Below are 13,880 nucleotides of genomic sequence, written 5' to 3' on the forward strand. Positions count from 1 at the left end.
AATGGAAAAAGAGAAGAATCTAATTATAGGCTCAATTATCGCTTTAATTGCGGTAATTTTCGTCGTTCTAAATACCGCACCAGTAGCAATTAATTTTGGCTTTTTTAAAGTTAGATTGCCATTAATCGTTATTTTGGTAGTGATGGTAATTATTGGGATGATTATTGCTTGGTTTTTCGGCCGTGATAAAAAAGAGAGAGATAAGCAATATTTCGGTTCAATTTTAAATAAAAACAAGAAGAACCAAGAATAGATCTTGATTTATTCTTAATTGAATAGTATGATTGAATCACGTGAGTAATTCAGGGTTAATTAATCCTGAAGCTTAAGACTACAATAAAGGAGATCAATTAAATGGCAGTTCCTGCAAGACATACTTCTAAACAAAAGAAACGTTCACGTCGTGGTCATATTAAGTTGAGTGTTCCAGCAATGCACTATGATGCAACTACTGGTGAATACCGCTTAAGCCACCGTGTTTCACCAAAGGGTTATTACAAGGGTCGTCAAGTTGTAAATAACAACGATAACGGCAATAACTAATTAAAAGGCACCTGGAATGATGGTGTCTTTTTTTATGCCTAAGAAAAGGAAACAGAAAGATGAAATTAGTATTTTTACACTCTAGTGATACTCATGGCTTTTTACTGCCAACAGATTATCAAAATAAGACTGATTATAATGCACCTTTTAGTTTAAGCAGAGTTAGTTCAGTGATTAAAGCTGAAAAGAAAAAGTATGGTGATAATAATGTTGTTGTCACTGATGCTGGTGATTGCCTTCAAGGTTCTCCACTTGCTTCATATGCTCATTCTACTGGTGATTATAGTGATTTACGCAAATTTACTGAAGCATATAATGCAGTAGGGTATGATGCACGTTGTTTGGGTAATCATGATTTTAATTTTGGATTAGATTATTTAAGCTATTACGTTGATAATAATAAGGCTCCAATTATTAATGACAATGTTTTAGATGCTGAAACTAAGGTGCCGTTTTTTGGTCGTGAATATATCATCATTAAGAGAAACGGCTTAAAGATTGGTATTTTAGGTATTACCACTCAATATATTCCTCATTGGGAACCTAAAGAAAATGTGGCTGGTCTAGAATTTGCATCCGCATATGAAAAGATTAAGCATTATGCCAAAATTTTACGGCCACAAGTAGATATTTTAGCTGTAATGTACCACGGTGGATTTGAAAGTGATCCAGAAACTGGCGAAGCTACTGAGCCACATCGTGGTGAAAATGAAGGCTATAAGATTTTAACTGAAATTCCTGAAGTAGATGTCTTTTTAACTGGTCACCAACACCGTCGTTTGAATGTAGTTACTAAAAATACTGCAATTGTTCAACCAGGTTATCGCGGAGAAGCAGTTGCGGAAGTAATTGTAGATGTTGATGATAACACTAAGAAAATTACCAATATGACTACTAAGTTGATTGATACTAAGGACTATGATCCAGATCCTGCTGTAGTCGAGAAAATTGCCGATTTAGACAAGAGAACTCAAGAATGGTTAGACAAGCCTATAGCTCACTTAAATAAGCCTGCACGGATTGAAAATGCCATGAAAGGCCGCATTGAGGGGGCACCATTCATCAACTTGATTCAACAAATGCAATTATGGTTTACAAAAGCCGATGTCTCTGCCACTGCTGTTATGAGTGAAAATGCTAAAGGTTTTAATGAGACAGTTACTATGCGTGATGTTTTGTTAAACTATCCATATGCTAACCAACTTTGTCGCGTTAAACTGACTGGTAAAGAATTGCGTCATATTATTGAACATAGCGCTGGCTTTTTGAAGAAAGACAAAGATGGCAAGATTGGCTTCATCGATCGCTGGATTAAACCTAAGCCAATGCTTTATCATTTTGATGTCTTTTATCCAGTTGAATATGAAGCTGATTTATCTAAGCCAGAGGGTGAACGTCTGACTAAGCTTACTTTGCATGACAAGCCAATTGAAGACGATAAGATTTATCATTTAGCTGTCAATAATTATCGTGCAATGGGTGGTGGATTCTATCCTGAATACAGTATGGACAAAATCGAAATGACACTTGATAAAGATTATGTTCAAATGTTTAGCGAATACTTAACTCATGGCGATGTACAAGTAGACACCAAGAAAAACTATAAATTCTATTAAGAAGACAAAAAAACACGTGAGAACTTTGAAATTCTCACGTGTTTTAATTTTAAAATAATTATTTTAACTTACTGTATTTACTGTTGTCTTTGTGTGAATGAGCAGTAATAGTTGCAATAATTGCTGAGAAAAGAATGCCGAAGATAAGGCCAACGACCAAGCAAGTTTTGACATCGTTAGTGTTGAATGAGGCACTTTGAGTTAAAGGACCAGCAATAAAGCCTACAACAAACATGTAGATTATGCTCCATACAATTGTGACTAGATATCGACCCATATTGATTCCTTCTTTCGGATAGAATTTTATCAAAAATAAGGCGCAATTTCAAACGAGATTAATGCAATTTGTTATACTTAATTTGATAAATTTCTGCAGTGAAAGGTGGTTATTTTATGCAAGTAGCAACACTTCAAAACCTAAGTTCGTTTACTTTGCTAGATAGTCCTACAAAAGTTCCAGATTTAATCGAAACGGCCAAGAAACGAGGCTATCAGGCAGTAGGATTAGCTGATGTAAACGTAACATATGGCTTGGTTAATTTTTATGAATTGGCTAAAAAAGCGGGAATTAAGCCACTTTTAGGGATGCAGCTGTGTTTAAATGGTTTAGTTGATAGTACGCAGAAATATGACTTGCTTGCGTTTGCTAAAACAAATGCGGGGTACCATAACTTATTGCGTTTATCGAGTGCGATTAATCTACTAACTGAAAATGGACAAAATAATAATGTCTTAACTCTAAGAGATTTAAGCAAGTATTTGACTGATTTATTGCTCGTTGTGCCTGCAAATACTAAAAGCGAATTATTGTACTTATTTGAGACAAATAAGCAATTAGGTAGTGATTTAATTCGAGATTTGAAAGAATTAACGCCTGATCTTTATTTAGGCGTGTATGCTAATCAAAGTATGCAGAATTATATTGATTATGTGCGCAGTTTAAGCAAACAATTTGATTTACCCTTACTTGCAACTGAAGATAGCGAATACTTAAATCCACATGATCAATTTTTACAAAAAACTTTGCGTGCTATTGCTACAGGAAATAAAATTCAGGATGTGCTGCCTTTAGCTAAGCAAGAAGGATCACATTACTTAGTTGAAGCAGAGCAATTGCTTCAGCGATACCATGAATTTGATCTGGATGATGCAGTGAATAATACATGGCAAGTTGCTGAAAAATGCAATGCAGAAGTTGTTTTTCAGAAGCCTGTTTTGCCTAAATATCACCAAAAAAGGTTTGCAACTTCAGAAGAATATTTGCATTACTTGGCTCAAACTGGCTTACAGCAACGCTTTGGTCAAAATAAAATTCCAGCAGAATATCAAAAACGGTTGAATTATGAACTGCGCGTCATTAATCAAATGAGGTTTGATGACTACTTTTTGATTGTATGGGACGTGATTAATTATTGTCATCGTGTTCAAATTACGACTGGACCAGGACGGGGCTCAGCATGTGGTTCGTTAGTTTCTTATTCATTACGAATTACCGAAGTTGATCCAATTGAATACAACTTGCTGTTTGAACGTTTTTTGAATCCAGCTCGTCATGAAATGCCGGATATTGATTTGGATATTCCTGATGTTCAAAGAGATACTGTAATTAAGTATATGTATCAAAAATATGGCATGGATCATGCGGCACAGATTTTGACATTTGGTACGCTAGCAGCAAAGCAAGCATTGCGTGATGTAGGCCGAGCATTTGGCTTAACAATGGTCGAAATTAAGAAATGGGCAGATGCGATTCCATATTCAAAGGGCAAGATTACGTTAAAAGATGCATATCGACAGTCAAGGGAGTTGCGTTTATTAGTCGATGCTACACCCGAAAACAAATTGCTCTTTAAAACAGCTTTAGGTCTAGAAGGATTGCCGCGCCATTACTCTATTCATGCTGCAGGATTAGTGATTAGCGATAATTCAATCGCAGGAATTTCAGGATTGCAAGCGGGTCCGTTAGGGATACCGGTTACGCAACAGACTAAAAAATACGTTGAATCTTTGGGTCTCCTTAAGATCGATTTCTTAGGGTTGCGTAATCTAACTGTGCTAGGCAATATTTTGAATTTGATTCGCCAGCAAGGAATAAAGATCGATCCTAATCAAATTCCTTTAAATGATGCGCAAACTTTGCAGCTATTTCAACAAGGAAAAACGGATGCAGTCTTTCAATTTGAATCTGGAGGAATTCGCCAGGTTTTGCGCAAATTGCATCCCGATAATTTTGAAGACTTAGTAGCGGTGAATGCTTTATATCGTCCGGGTCCTATGCAAAATATTGATGCCTTTGTCAGAAGAAAAAATGGGCAAGAAGCAGTTAGATATCCTGATCCTAGTTTAAAAAAAATATTGCAGCCAACATATGGCATCTTGGTTTATCAAGAACAGGTAATGCAAACAGCGCAAATTTTAGCTGGCTTTTCTTTAGGCGAGGCTGATATTTTGCGGCGGGCCATGTCTAAGAAAAAGCAAGATGTAATTGAACAGGAAAAAGGTAAGTTTATTGCTGGAACAATTAAACAAGGTCATACCAAGGCCGTAGCTGAACGGGTATATCAATATATAGAGCAATTTGCCAATTATGGTTTTAATCGTTCACATGCTGTTGCTTATACTAAGATTGCTTACTGGCTAGCTTACTTAAAAGTCCATTATCCTGCTGCGTTTTATACGGCAATGCTAAATTCAGCAGCTGGAGCTAAAGCTCAGGATTATATTATGCATGCACAGGAAGCTAATATTAAAATTCTGCCCCCTGACATTAATTACAGCAGCCTTGAATATACCTTGAAAGACAAAAAGATTTTAGTAGGGTTAAAGGCTATTAAAGGCTTGCGGGTTGATTTTGCTAAAGAGATTGCCGATAACACCACGCCGTATAAATCATTAAATGATTTTCTTCGCCGAATAGATCCTAAGTTTTTGCAGGTTGATGCTATTAAAGCTTTGATCATGGCCGGAGCCTTTGATCAGCTTGAAAAGAATCGTAACGAATTGCTGATTAATTGCGATGAAATAATTGCTAATGTGCAATTGACAGGCCAAAATATTTCTTTATCTGAGATATTGGGGGATGCTCCGCTTAAGCCAGCAGAAGAGCCAACGAGTGCAGAAAAAGTTGAAATGGAAGAAAAAGTTTTAGGTTTTGCCACAACTACGTCACCATTAATTGCTGTTCAAAAATTTGCTCAAAAATTCAATAGTAGGCCGCTCAATCAATTCCAATTAAATGAATCGGGAGTTGGAGTCGGTAAATTGATCCGATTTAAACAAATTAGAACTAAAAACGGTAAGAATATGGCTTTTGCTAGCTTTGCTGATACTTCTGGAGAGCAAGAGGTTGTGATTTTTCCCCGCATTTATGAAAAATTTGGCACAGAGTTAAAGGTAGGAGATATTTATTTATTGGGATTACGTGTACAAGGAGACCGTTTTGATCAAAATAAAAAGCAATATTTACTTACCAATTTGCGAAAAGTAAATTTTAAAGAATAATTTTAGACAAGAGGAATTTATTTCTTGCCATACATGTAAGTGCTAACATTTTTTAAATAAAAATAAACCGTAATTTAGCCCAATTTTTGTGAGATTTTTGGGTGAAAAAATGTTAATATTTATTTGATGTGAGAAATTACACAAAATAATCATGATGAGGTGAATTCATGAAACGGATTGGTATTTTAACTAGTGGTGGAGACGCCCCTGGTATGAATGCAGCAATTAGAGCTGTCACCAAGACTGCTATCCATCATGGACTTGAAGTCTTTGGAATTCGTTATGGTTTCGCTGGTTTGGTTGCAGGTGACTTTGTTCCGCTTACTACGGAAAATGTTGACCACAAGATAAGTGAAGGCGGTACATTCTTGTACAGTGCCCGCTTCCCTGAATTTGCACAAGAAGAAGTGCAACAAAAGGGTGTTGAGCAATTAAAGAAGCATGGTATTGATGCTGTTATCGTTATTGGCGGTGATGGATCATACCATGGTGCTTTAGCCTTGACTCGCCACGGCGTAAACTCAGTTGGTTTACCAGGAACTATCGATAATGATATTCCTTATACTGACTACACGATTGGCTTTGATTCTGCTTGTCGTACTGCTATGGACGCAATCGATAAGATTCGCGACACAGCAAGTAGTCACCACCGCGTCTTCGTTGTTAACGTAATGGGACGTGAATGTGGTGACATCGCTATGCGTGTTGGTGTAGCTAGTGGTGCAGATGCAATTGTTATTCCTGAACGTCCATACGACGTAAAAGAAATTGCAGAAACTATCACTCGTGGTTTTGCAGATGGCAAAGATCATGGTATCATTGTTTTAGCAGAAGGTGTCATGACCGCTGATAAGTTTAAGGATGAATTACTTAAATACGGCGATTTTGATGCTCGTGCTAATGTCCTTGCGCATATGCAACGTGGTGGCTCACCAACTGTCACAGATAGAGTAAATGCTACTAAGATGGGTAACTATGCTGTTAAGTTGCTTCTCGATGGGAAGGGCGGTTTAGCTGTCGGCATGGAGAATGGTCAACTTGGTACCCACGACATTCTTGATCTGTTTGACGGAAAGCACCATGGCGATTATGCGTTGTTGGATGTAAATGAAGAAATGACTAAATATTAATTTAGTTGATTTTTGGAGAGGATTTTTTTAATAATGAAGAAAACTAAGATTGTTAGTACTTTAGGACCAGCTTCAAACGATATTGAAACTATTACTGCTTTAGCTAAAGCTGGTGCAAACGTATTCCGTTTCAACTTCTCACACGGTGACCACCCAGAACACCTTGCTCGTATGAAGATGGTTCGTCAAGTGGAAAAGGATACTGGTTTGCTTCTTGGTATCGACCTTGACACTAAGGGTGCTGAAATCAGAACCACTGAACAAGAAGGTGGTAAGTTTACTATTAATACCGGTGACATGATCCGTGTATCAATGGACGACACTAAGAAGGGTAACAAGGACATGATCCACGTTACCTACGAAGGTTTGTACGATGATACTCACGTTGGTGGTCACGTATTAATCGATGATGGTTTGGTTGACCTTTTGATCAAGGAAAAGGACGACTCAAAGAGAGAATTAGTCTGTGAAGCTCAAAACACTGGTGTTATCGGCTCAAAGAAGGGTGTTAACGCTCCTGGTGTTGAAATTCGCCTTCCAGGTATCACTGAAAAGGATACTGACGACATTAAGTTCGGTTTACAATACGGTATTAACTTCATTACTGCTTCATTTGCACGTAAGGCTCAAGACATCTTAGACATCCGTAAGCTTTGTGAAGAAGCTGGTGCAGATTACGTTAAGATCTTCCCTAAGATTGAATCACAAGAAGGTATTGACAACGCTGACGAAATCTTACAAGTTTCAGATGGTTTGATGGTTGCTCGTGGTGACATGGGTGTTGAAATTCCATTCATGGAAGTTCCATTTGTACAAAAGAGCTTAATCCGCAAGGCTAACGCACTTGGTAAGCCAGTTATTACTGCTACTCAAATGCTTGACTCAATGCAAGAAAACCCACGTCCAACTCGTGCCGAAGTTTCTGACGTTGCTAACGCTGTTCTTGATGGTACTGACGCAACTATGCTTTCAGGTGAATCAGCAAACGGTCTTTACCCAGTTAAGGCTGTTAAGGCAATGGCTGAAATTGACGAACGTACTGAAAAGCAAATGCTTAAGCGTAACACTTTAGCACTTCAAAGATTCGAAGCTTACAAGGGTTCAAATGTAACTGAAGCTATCGGTGAATCAGTTGTACGTACTGCTCAAGAATTAGGTGTTAAGACTATCATTACTGCAACTAACTCAGGTTACACTGCACGTATGATTTCTAAGTACCGTCCAAACGCAGACATCATTGCTTTGACTTTCGATGAAAAGATCCAACACTCATTGGGTATCGTTTGGGGTGTACAACCATTATTGACTGAAAAGCCTAAGTCAACTGATGATATGTTTGAAGTAGCTGCTAAGGTAGCTAAGGAAAAGGGCTTTGTTAAGGAAGGCGACCTTGTAATCATCGTTGCTGGTGTTCCAGTTGGTGACTCAGGTACAACTAACTTGATGAAGTTACAAATCATCGGTAACAAGCTTGTTCAAGGTTTAGGTGTTGGTAACGGTTCAGTTATCGGCAAGACTGTTGTAGCAAACTCAGCTGAAGAAGCTAACAGCAAGGTTAAGGAAGGCGACATCTTAGTTGCTAAGACTACTAACCCAGACTACAACCCAGCTATCAAGAAGGCTTCAGGTTTAGTTGTTGAAGCTTCAGGTTTGACTTCACACGCAGCAGTTATCGGTTTATCATTAGGTATCCCAGTTGTTGTTGGTGCAACTAACGCTACTGAAAAGATTTCTGATGGTTCAACTATTACTGTTGATGCTCGTCGTGGTGCTATCTACCAAGGCGAAATCTCAAACCTTTAATTAAAAGATAAAATAAAAATAGATTAGCTAATCAAAAAAATAGTCAGCTTTCGAGCTGGCTATTTTATTTTGCGCAAATATCTTTTATACTTGTATATGAAAGAATATGTAAAGTAGGAGATTATAAACATGCTTGGAACTGTTGCAAAAGGAAAAATAATTGATGAAAATGATAATGCCTATTATGTACAAATTGATGGCACTACTTATGAACTAAAAAAGCAAGAGCTTACCCAAGACGAAATTCCTAAGATCGGTGATGAAATAGAAGGCTTTATTTATGATAACAAGTCTCATGATCGAGAAATGACCCAGTTTTTACCTTTTGCTCAGCCTGATCAATATGGCTGGGGCAAGGTAACAGAAGTTCGACCGGGTTTAGGTGTATTTGTTGATGTCGGATTACCCGATAAAGATGTGGTAGTATCTATGGATGACTTGCCACGAGAAAAGGAAAGATGGCCTCGTCGTGATGATCGTCTTTTGGTGCGATTAGAAACCGACTATAAGGATCGAATTTGGGCTAAGTTAGCAGATGAAAATATTTTTGATCAGTTAGCAGCAAACTTTCCGAATGGAATGAATAATGAAAATGTTTTCGGAACTGTTTATGCTAGTCGTGAAATTGGTGCCTTTGTTTTAACTAATGATTATTATTTAGGTTTTGTACACGAATCACAAATGCCTCGTCCAATGCGCTTAGGTGAACAGTTTAAGGGCAGAGTTATTGGTATCAGTCAATATGGTCGATTAAATTTAAGTACTTTGCCACGTGCTTTTGAAGAAATTGACGATGATGCTCAGATGATTTTGATGAGTTTGCGCCGAAGAGAGACTAAAACTTTACCATTTTACGATAAATCTGATGCGCAAGATATAAAGCGTTACTTCGGTATTTCTAAATCCGCATTTAAGCGCGCATTAGGTCATTTGCTCAAAGCAGGCTTAATCGAAGAAGATAAAACTGCCGGTGCTATCACTTTAATTAAAGATCCAGAAGAGAATACTGATGGAGAAGAATAAACTACAAGACCAGATTGATGATTATTTACGCTATAGTCAAATTGAACGTGGCCTAAGCAATAATACGATTACTGCTTACCGTCAAGATTTGGAAGAGTACCTGGCTTTTGTAAAAAAAGAGGGTATGAATTCTTGGCCAACAGAGGCTAGCGATGTAGATGCCTTTTTAGCAAGACAATACGATTTAAATAAAGCTACTAGTTCAATTAGTCGGCTCATTTCTAGTATGCGTAAATTTTATCAATGGCTTGCGCGTCAAAACATTCAGAAGTTAAATCCAATGCTTGAAATTGATTTACCTAAAAAAGAGCGACGTCTTCCTGTAGCTCTAAATCAGAAAGAAATTAATGATTTGCTTGCACAACCTGATATTAAACGAAAATTGGGTTTAAGAGATCGAGCAATATTGGAAACTTTATATGCGACTGGTATGCGTGTAAGTGAATTGATTAATTTGGAATTACAAGACTTACATGAAGATTTGGGTTTAGTTAGAGTATTGGGTAAAGGCTCTAAGGAGCGCTTGATACCGATTAGTTCAGTTGCTTTGCATTGGATAAAGCAATATCAACAAGATGTGCGAGATCCATTAATTTTAAAAGCTGGTCAAAATGATGAGCATATTTTCTTGAATAGTCGAGGCAAGCAACTTACACGGCAGGCAATTTGGCAAATGATAAAAAAATATTGTCAATCTGCTGGAATTACTAAAGATGTTACTCCCCATACATTGCGCCATACGTTTGCAACGCACTTACTTGAAAATGGGGCAGATTTACGGGTAGTGCAAGAGATTTTGGGACACTCAGATATTAGTACTACCCAAATTTACACTAATCTATCTCAAAAACATATTTTACAAGTATATCAAAAGACACATCCTCGTCTTTAGGTGATTAATAATGCTAATACAATATAAAAAAGACTATGAAAAAACGGCAATGGGATTACTCTCATATTTGCCTGATTTTAAAAATATTGAAAATCTAAAAGAAGAAGTAGGACTTAATCAAGAAGATAATGATTTTCTGCTTTATTTGTACCGTAATAAACAGAATAATATTGTAGGAGTGTTGGGTACACAAGTAACTAAGCAGTTTGTTGTGATCAGATATCTTTCTTTAGCTCCCGGTTTTCGTGAAATTAGTTATGAAAAAGAAATTGTCAGTGAGTTAAAAAATGAATACCCTGATAAAAGAGTTACCGCTGTACCTGAATATACCAATTTATTAAAAACTGTCGAAGAAGATAATGAATAAAAGTAATTTAACGTTAGAGTTACCTAATTTTGAGGGGCCATTAGATTTATTGCTCCATTTAATTCAATCGCAAAAAATAGATATTTATGATATTCCCATTGCTCAAATTACTAGTCAATATTTAGAGTACTTGAGGCAAATGCAAAGTCTGAATTTACAAATTGCTGGGGAATATTTTGTGATGTCTTCAACTTTGCTTAGAATAAAGTCACAATATTTATTGCCACAAAATGATTTTGTAGATGAAGTGGAAGCTGAAGATGATCCTCGGGATGAATTAGTACAGCAATTAGTACAATATTCAATTTTTAAAAAGATTTCTGCATATTTTAAAGAAAGAAATGAAGAAGTACCAATTGTTGTGTCAAAGGAAGCAAGTGTTTCAACTTCTGTTAAGGTTCAACCATTGCCTAAAGGACAAATTACTTCAAATGAACTGGCAACAACTTTTTCCATGGTTCTCCGCAGATTAAAGATGCGTCAACCGGATACTGCTTCAATTAAAGTGGCTGAGACTCCAATTAACGAAATGATTGATTATTTGCATCAGCGTTTTGCAAAAAAACGACAAGTCAGCTTTTTTAGTTGTACTGATCAAATGCATAGTATTTCTGATGTGATTGGTTTGTTTTTAGCAATGCTTGAATTGAGCAAAAAACACGAAATTCGAATTTTACAAGCAAGAGAATTTGGTGATTTAAATTTAGAAAGAATTGATGTAAATGGCAAGTAAAGAGGCAAATTTAGAAGCACTTTTATATGCGGCTGGTGATAATGGATTAGAAGAGCAAAATTTAATTGAAATGCTAGAGATTGATGGTGAAACTTTAGATAAGGTTGCCGAGAATTTGCAACGAAAGCTAACGAAGAATTCAGATTCTGGCTTGCAATTAATTCATATTGCTCATACATACAAGTTGACTACTAGTCCGCAAACAGCCAAGATTATTGAAAAATATTTTCAAAAAGATTTAACAAAAAACTTAAGTCAATCAGCTCTAGAAATTTTGGCAATTGTTGCATATCGTCAGCCTATTACTAGGGTAGAAATTGATGATATTCGTGGGGTTAATTCATCTGGAGCATTGCAGACATTAGTTTGGCGCGGTTTGATTAAAGCCGATGGCAAAAAAGATGCTCCTGGACATCCTAAATTGTATGTAACTACGGATTATTTCTTACAGTATTTTAATTATCATAGTTTAGCAGATTTGCCTTTAATAGAAGATTTTGTGGATAATGATAGTAATGGTGAAATAGATTTGTTTGAGGCAAAAGGAACCGCAGATAAGCAAATGCAGAAAGAGAAAAGATAATGGTAGAGAGACTGCAAAAAGTAATAGCAGAAGCAGGAATTGCTTCCAGAAGAAAAGCAGAAAAAATGATTGTAGCTGGCCGCGTAAAAGTGGATGGTAAGGTAGTTACTAAGCTAGGAACCAAGGTTGAAACTTTCAGTAATATTACGGTTGATGATGAACCAATTGAAAGAGAAAGCTTGCATACATATCTTTTCTATAAGCCACGTGGTGTTGTTTCTACTGCAGATGATGATAAGGGTAGAAAAACGGTTGTTGATTATTTTGAAGATGTGCCATATCGTTTATATCCAGTTGGCCGTCTTGATTATGATACTTCAGGTTTGCTTTTAATGACTAACGATGGTAAGTTAGCTAATTTATTAATGCACCCTAGAAATGAAGTATCTAAAGTTTATGTTGCTAAAATCAAGGGGATTTTAACTCCTGATGAGATTAAAACATTAACTACAGGGGTTAAATTGGATCGTTTTAAGGCTGCTCCAGCAAAGGTAAAGATTCTTAAAACAGATAAACGTAAAGATACTCAAATTGTTCAATTGACTATCCACGAGGGACATTATCATCAAGTTAAGCGTATGTTTAAGGCTGTAGGACATTTAGTTGAAAAATTATCCCGTGAAAAATATGCATTTTTAACCTTAGATTCTCTTACTTCTGGACAATATCGCGAATTGTCAAAGCGCGAAGTTGACAAATTAATGAGATTAGATTAACTTATACTTAGAAATTAAATATATAGGTTATTGTCTTCAGGGCAGGGTGAAAATCCCGACCGGCGGTTAGAGTCCGCGACCCACGCAAGTGGCTGAATCTTTTGATACCGATAGTTAAAGTCTAGATGGAAGAAGACAGATCAATAAAGTAAATCTTACTTTACTTTATAAAGGTCTGTTGCTGGAGCAATAGACCTTTTTTGTAGGAAGGAAAGTAAGTCATGAGTAAATCTAGAGCAAATGCTACAGGATTAGCTAATATTATTGCGTATGCGTTAATTGGGTGTATTGCCTTTGTGGTAATGAAATTTGAGTTTCCAATTATCCCTGGCGTAGGCTTTTTAAAGTTTGATTTTTCAGATGTAATTATTACAGTTGGAATGTTTATCTTTGGAGCTGTTCCAGGTGTAATTATTGCATTAATTAGAATGGTGTTAAGCTTGATTTTTGCTGGTTTTGCTTTACCAAGTGTAGTAGGTGAAATTGCAGCTTTTCTTGCTTCGATGTCTTTCTCTTTGCCATTTTATTTCTTTAGTAAGAATGTTACGGTTGAGAATAGAAAAACTAAGATGGGAATAGTTAAACCAATGTGTGGATTAATTATTGGTATTCTGGCAATGACCTGTGTGATGTCTTTAACTAACGCATTTATTTTGACTCCAGTATATGCAGTAACTGCGGTTCCTAATTTACCTGCGATTAATAGTTATGGTGCTTTGTATCACTTCACTGAAAAGGTATATCTAGGTCAGTTATTACATTTACCATCTATGCAAGCTTATATTTTTACGATTATAGTGCCATTTAATTTATTAAAAGGTGTAATTAACAGTGTCGTTGTATATTTGCTTTTTGAGGCAACTATTAAGACGATTAAGCCATTTGTACGAAAAAGATTTAATTTGAATTAAAGTAAAATCCCATTAACTTTTTAAGTTGATGGGATTTTTCATATTCAAAGACTATTAAAGTA

The 13,880-nt window shown here is 36.4% G+C and carries 14 protein-coding genes and 1 riboswitch; of the genes, 13 read left to right on the forward strand and 1 reads right to left on the reverse strand.

All coding sequences use genetic code 11. The features are described from left to right. The first annotated feature begins 1 nt into the window (after window position 1). From CP368_RS00970 to CP368_RS00980, 3 genes are all read left to right on the forward strand, one after another. Complete coding sequence (locus CP368_RS00970; protein WP_098045650.1) at window positions 2-253, forward strand: lipopolysaccharide assembly protein LapA domain-containing protein; 252 nt, start codon at window positions 2-4, stop codon at window positions 251-253. A gap of 101 nt (window positions 254-354) precedes the next feature. Next, complete coding sequence (rpmF, locus tag CP368_RS00975; protein WP_003547064.1) at window positions 355-543, forward strand: 50S ribosomal protein L32; 189 nt, start codon at window positions 355-357, stop codon at window positions 541-543. A gap of 59 nt (window positions 544-602) precedes the next feature. Continuing rightward, window positions 603-2,159: a bifunctional UDP-sugar hydrolase/5'-nucleotidase gene (locus CP368_RS00980; protein WP_087176187.1), complete on the forward strand. Its 1,557-nt coding sequence runs from the start codon at window positions 603-605 to the stop codon at window positions 2,157-2,159. Between the two features lie 58 nt (window positions 2,160-2,217). Here CP368_RS00980 and CP368_RS00985 read toward each other — a convergent pair whose 3' ends face one another. Continuing rightward, window positions 2,218-2,436, reverse strand: a complete 219-nt coding sequence (locus CP368_RS00985; RefSeq protein WP_025005734.1) for a YjzD family protein — start codon at window positions 2,434-2,436, stop codon at window positions 2,218-2,220. A 116-nt stretch (window positions 2,437-2,552) separates the two neighbouring features. On the opposite strand from CP368_RS00985, the gene CP368_RS00990 reads away from it, so the two are divergent. The 10 genes from CP368_RS00990 (at window position 2,553) to CP368_RS01035 (ending at window position 13,818) form a co-directional block, all read left to right on the forward strand. Further along, the gene (locus tag CP368_RS00990) at window positions 2,553-5,660 is read left to right on the forward strand and encodes a DNA polymerase III subunit alpha (protein ID WP_098045651.1); all 3,108 of its coding nucleotides are present in this window, start codon (window positions 2,553-2,555) and stop codon (window positions 5,658-5,660) included. Between the two features lie 167 nt (window positions 5,661-5,827). After that, window positions 5,828-6,790 carry a 6-phosphofructokinase gene (gene pfkA / locus CP368_RS00995; RefSeq protein ID WP_025005735.1) on the forward strand — a complete coding sequence of 321 codons (963 nt, stop codon included), beginning with the start codon at window positions 5,828-5,830 and terminating at the stop codon, window positions 6,788-6,790. Window positions 6,791-6,823: 33 nt separating this feature from the next. Continuing rightward, complete coding sequence (pyk, locus tag CP368_RS01000; RefSeq protein ID WP_098045652.1) at window positions 6,824-8,593, forward strand: pyruvate kinase; 1,770 nt, start codon at window positions 6,824-6,826, stop codon at window positions 8,591-8,593. A gap of 129 nt (window positions 8,594-8,722) precedes the next feature. Further along, window positions 8,723-9,616, forward strand: a complete 894-nt coding sequence (locus tag CP368_RS01005) for a S1 RNA-binding domain-containing protein (RefSeq protein ID WP_025005737.1) — start codon at window positions 8,723-8,725, stop codon at window positions 9,614-9,616. Continuing rightward, on the forward strand, window positions 9,603-10,508 hold the full coding sequence (gene xerD, locus CP368_RS01010) for a site-specific tyrosine recombinase XerD (RefSeq protein ID WP_025005738.1): 906 nt from the start codon (window positions 9,603-9,605) through the stop codon (window positions 10,506-10,508). Before CP368_RS01005 ends, xerD begins: the two co-directional genes overlap by 14 nt. Before the next feature lie 10 nt (window positions 10,509-10,518). Then, complete coding sequence (locus CP368_RS01015; protein WP_025005739.1) at window positions 10,519-10,875, forward strand: reductase; 357 nt, start codon at window positions 10,519-10,521, stop codon at window positions 10,873-10,875. Beyond that, on the forward strand, window positions 10,868-11,608 hold the full coding sequence (locus CP368_RS01020; protein WP_098045653.1) for a ScpA family protein: 741 nt from the start codon (window positions 10,868-10,870) through the stop codon (window positions 11,606-11,608). The genes CP368_RS01015 and CP368_RS01020 overlap by 8 nt, the downstream gene beginning before the upstream one ends. Beyond that, the gene (gene scpB, locus CP368_RS01025) at window positions 11,598-12,191 is read left to right on the forward strand and encodes an SMC-Scp complex subunit ScpB (RefSeq protein WP_098045654.1); all 594 of its coding nucleotides are present in this window, start codon (window positions 11,598-11,600) and stop codon (window positions 12,189-12,191) included. Before CP368_RS01020 ends, scpB begins: the two co-directional genes overlap by 11 nt. Beyond that, complete coding sequence (locus CP368_RS01030) at window positions 12,191-12,907, forward strand: pseudouridine synthase (protein WP_025005742.1); 717 nt, start codon at window positions 12,191-12,193, stop codon at window positions 12,905-12,907. Before scpB ends, CP368_RS01030 begins: the two co-directional genes overlap by 1 nt. Window positions 12,908-12,935: 28 nt before the next feature. Further along, window positions 12,936-13,048: riboswitch (FMN riboswitch) on the forward strand. 80 nt (window positions 13,049-13,128) lie between these two features. Then, window positions 13,129-13,818, forward strand: a complete 690-nt coding sequence (locus CP368_RS01035) for an ECF transporter S component (protein WP_025005743.1) — start codon at window positions 13,129-13,131, stop codon at window positions 13,816-13,818. Window positions 13,819-13,880: the final 62 nt, after the last annotated feature.

Source organism: Lactobacillus sp. UMNPBX17 (genome assembly GCF_002553735.1).
Lineage (GTDB): Bacteria > Bacillota > Bacilli > Lactobacillales > Lactobacillaceae > Lactobacillus > Lactobacillus gallinarum.

Bases quoted from the DNA above. Each gene is read 5' to 3' on its own strand.
- CP368_RS00970 (WP_098045650.1), top strand. From the start codon at position 2: ATGGAAAAAGAGAAGAATCTAATTATAGGCTCAATTATCGCTTTAATT.
- rpmF (WP_003547064.1), top strand. From the start codon at position 355: ATGGCAGTTCCTGCAAGACATACTTCTAAACAAAAGAAACGTTCACGT.
- CP368_RS00980 (WP_087176187.1), top strand. From the start codon at position 603: ATGAAATTAGTATTTTTACACTCTAGTGATACTCATGGCTTTTTACTG.
- CP368_RS00985 (WP_025005734.1), bottom strand. From the start codon at position 2,436: ATGGGTCGATATCTAGTCACAATTGTATGGAGCATAATCTACATGTTT.
- CP368_RS00990 (WP_098045651.1), top strand. From the start codon at position 2,553: ATGCAAGTAGCAACACTTCAAAACCTAAGTTCGTTTACTTTGCTAGAT.
- pfkA (WP_025005735.1), top strand. From the start codon at position 5,828: ATGAAACGGATTGGTATTTTAACTAGTGGTGGAGACGCCCCTGGTATG.
- pyk (WP_098045652.1), top strand. From the start codon at position 6,824: ATGAAGAAAACTAAGATTGTTAGTACTTTAGGACCAGCTTCAAACGAT.
- CP368_RS01005 (WP_025005737.1), top strand. From the start codon at position 8,723: ATGCTTGGAACTGTTGCAAAAGGAAAAATAATTGATGAAAATGATAAT.
- xerD (WP_025005738.1), top strand. From the start codon at position 9,603: ATGGAGAAGAATAAACTACAAGACCAGATTGATGATTATTTACGCTAT.
- CP368_RS01015 (WP_025005739.1), top strand. From the start codon at position 10,519: ATGCTAATACAATATAAAAAAGACTATGAAAAAACGGCAATGGGATTA.
- CP368_RS01020 (WP_098045653.1), top strand. From the start codon at position 10,868: ATGAATAAAAGTAATTTAACGTTAGAGTTACCTAATTTTGAGGGGCCA.
- scpB (WP_098045654.1), top strand. From the start codon at position 11,598: ATGGCAAGTAAAGAGGCAAATTTAGAAGCACTTTTATATGCGGCTGGT.
- CP368_RS01030 (WP_025005742.1), top strand. From the start codon at position 12,191: ATGGTAGAGAGACTGCAAAAAGTAATAGCAGAAGCAGGAATTGCTTCC.
- CP368_RS01035 (WP_025005743.1), top strand. From the start codon at position 13,129: ATGAGTAAATCTAGAGCAAATGCTACAGGATTAGCTAATATTATTGCG.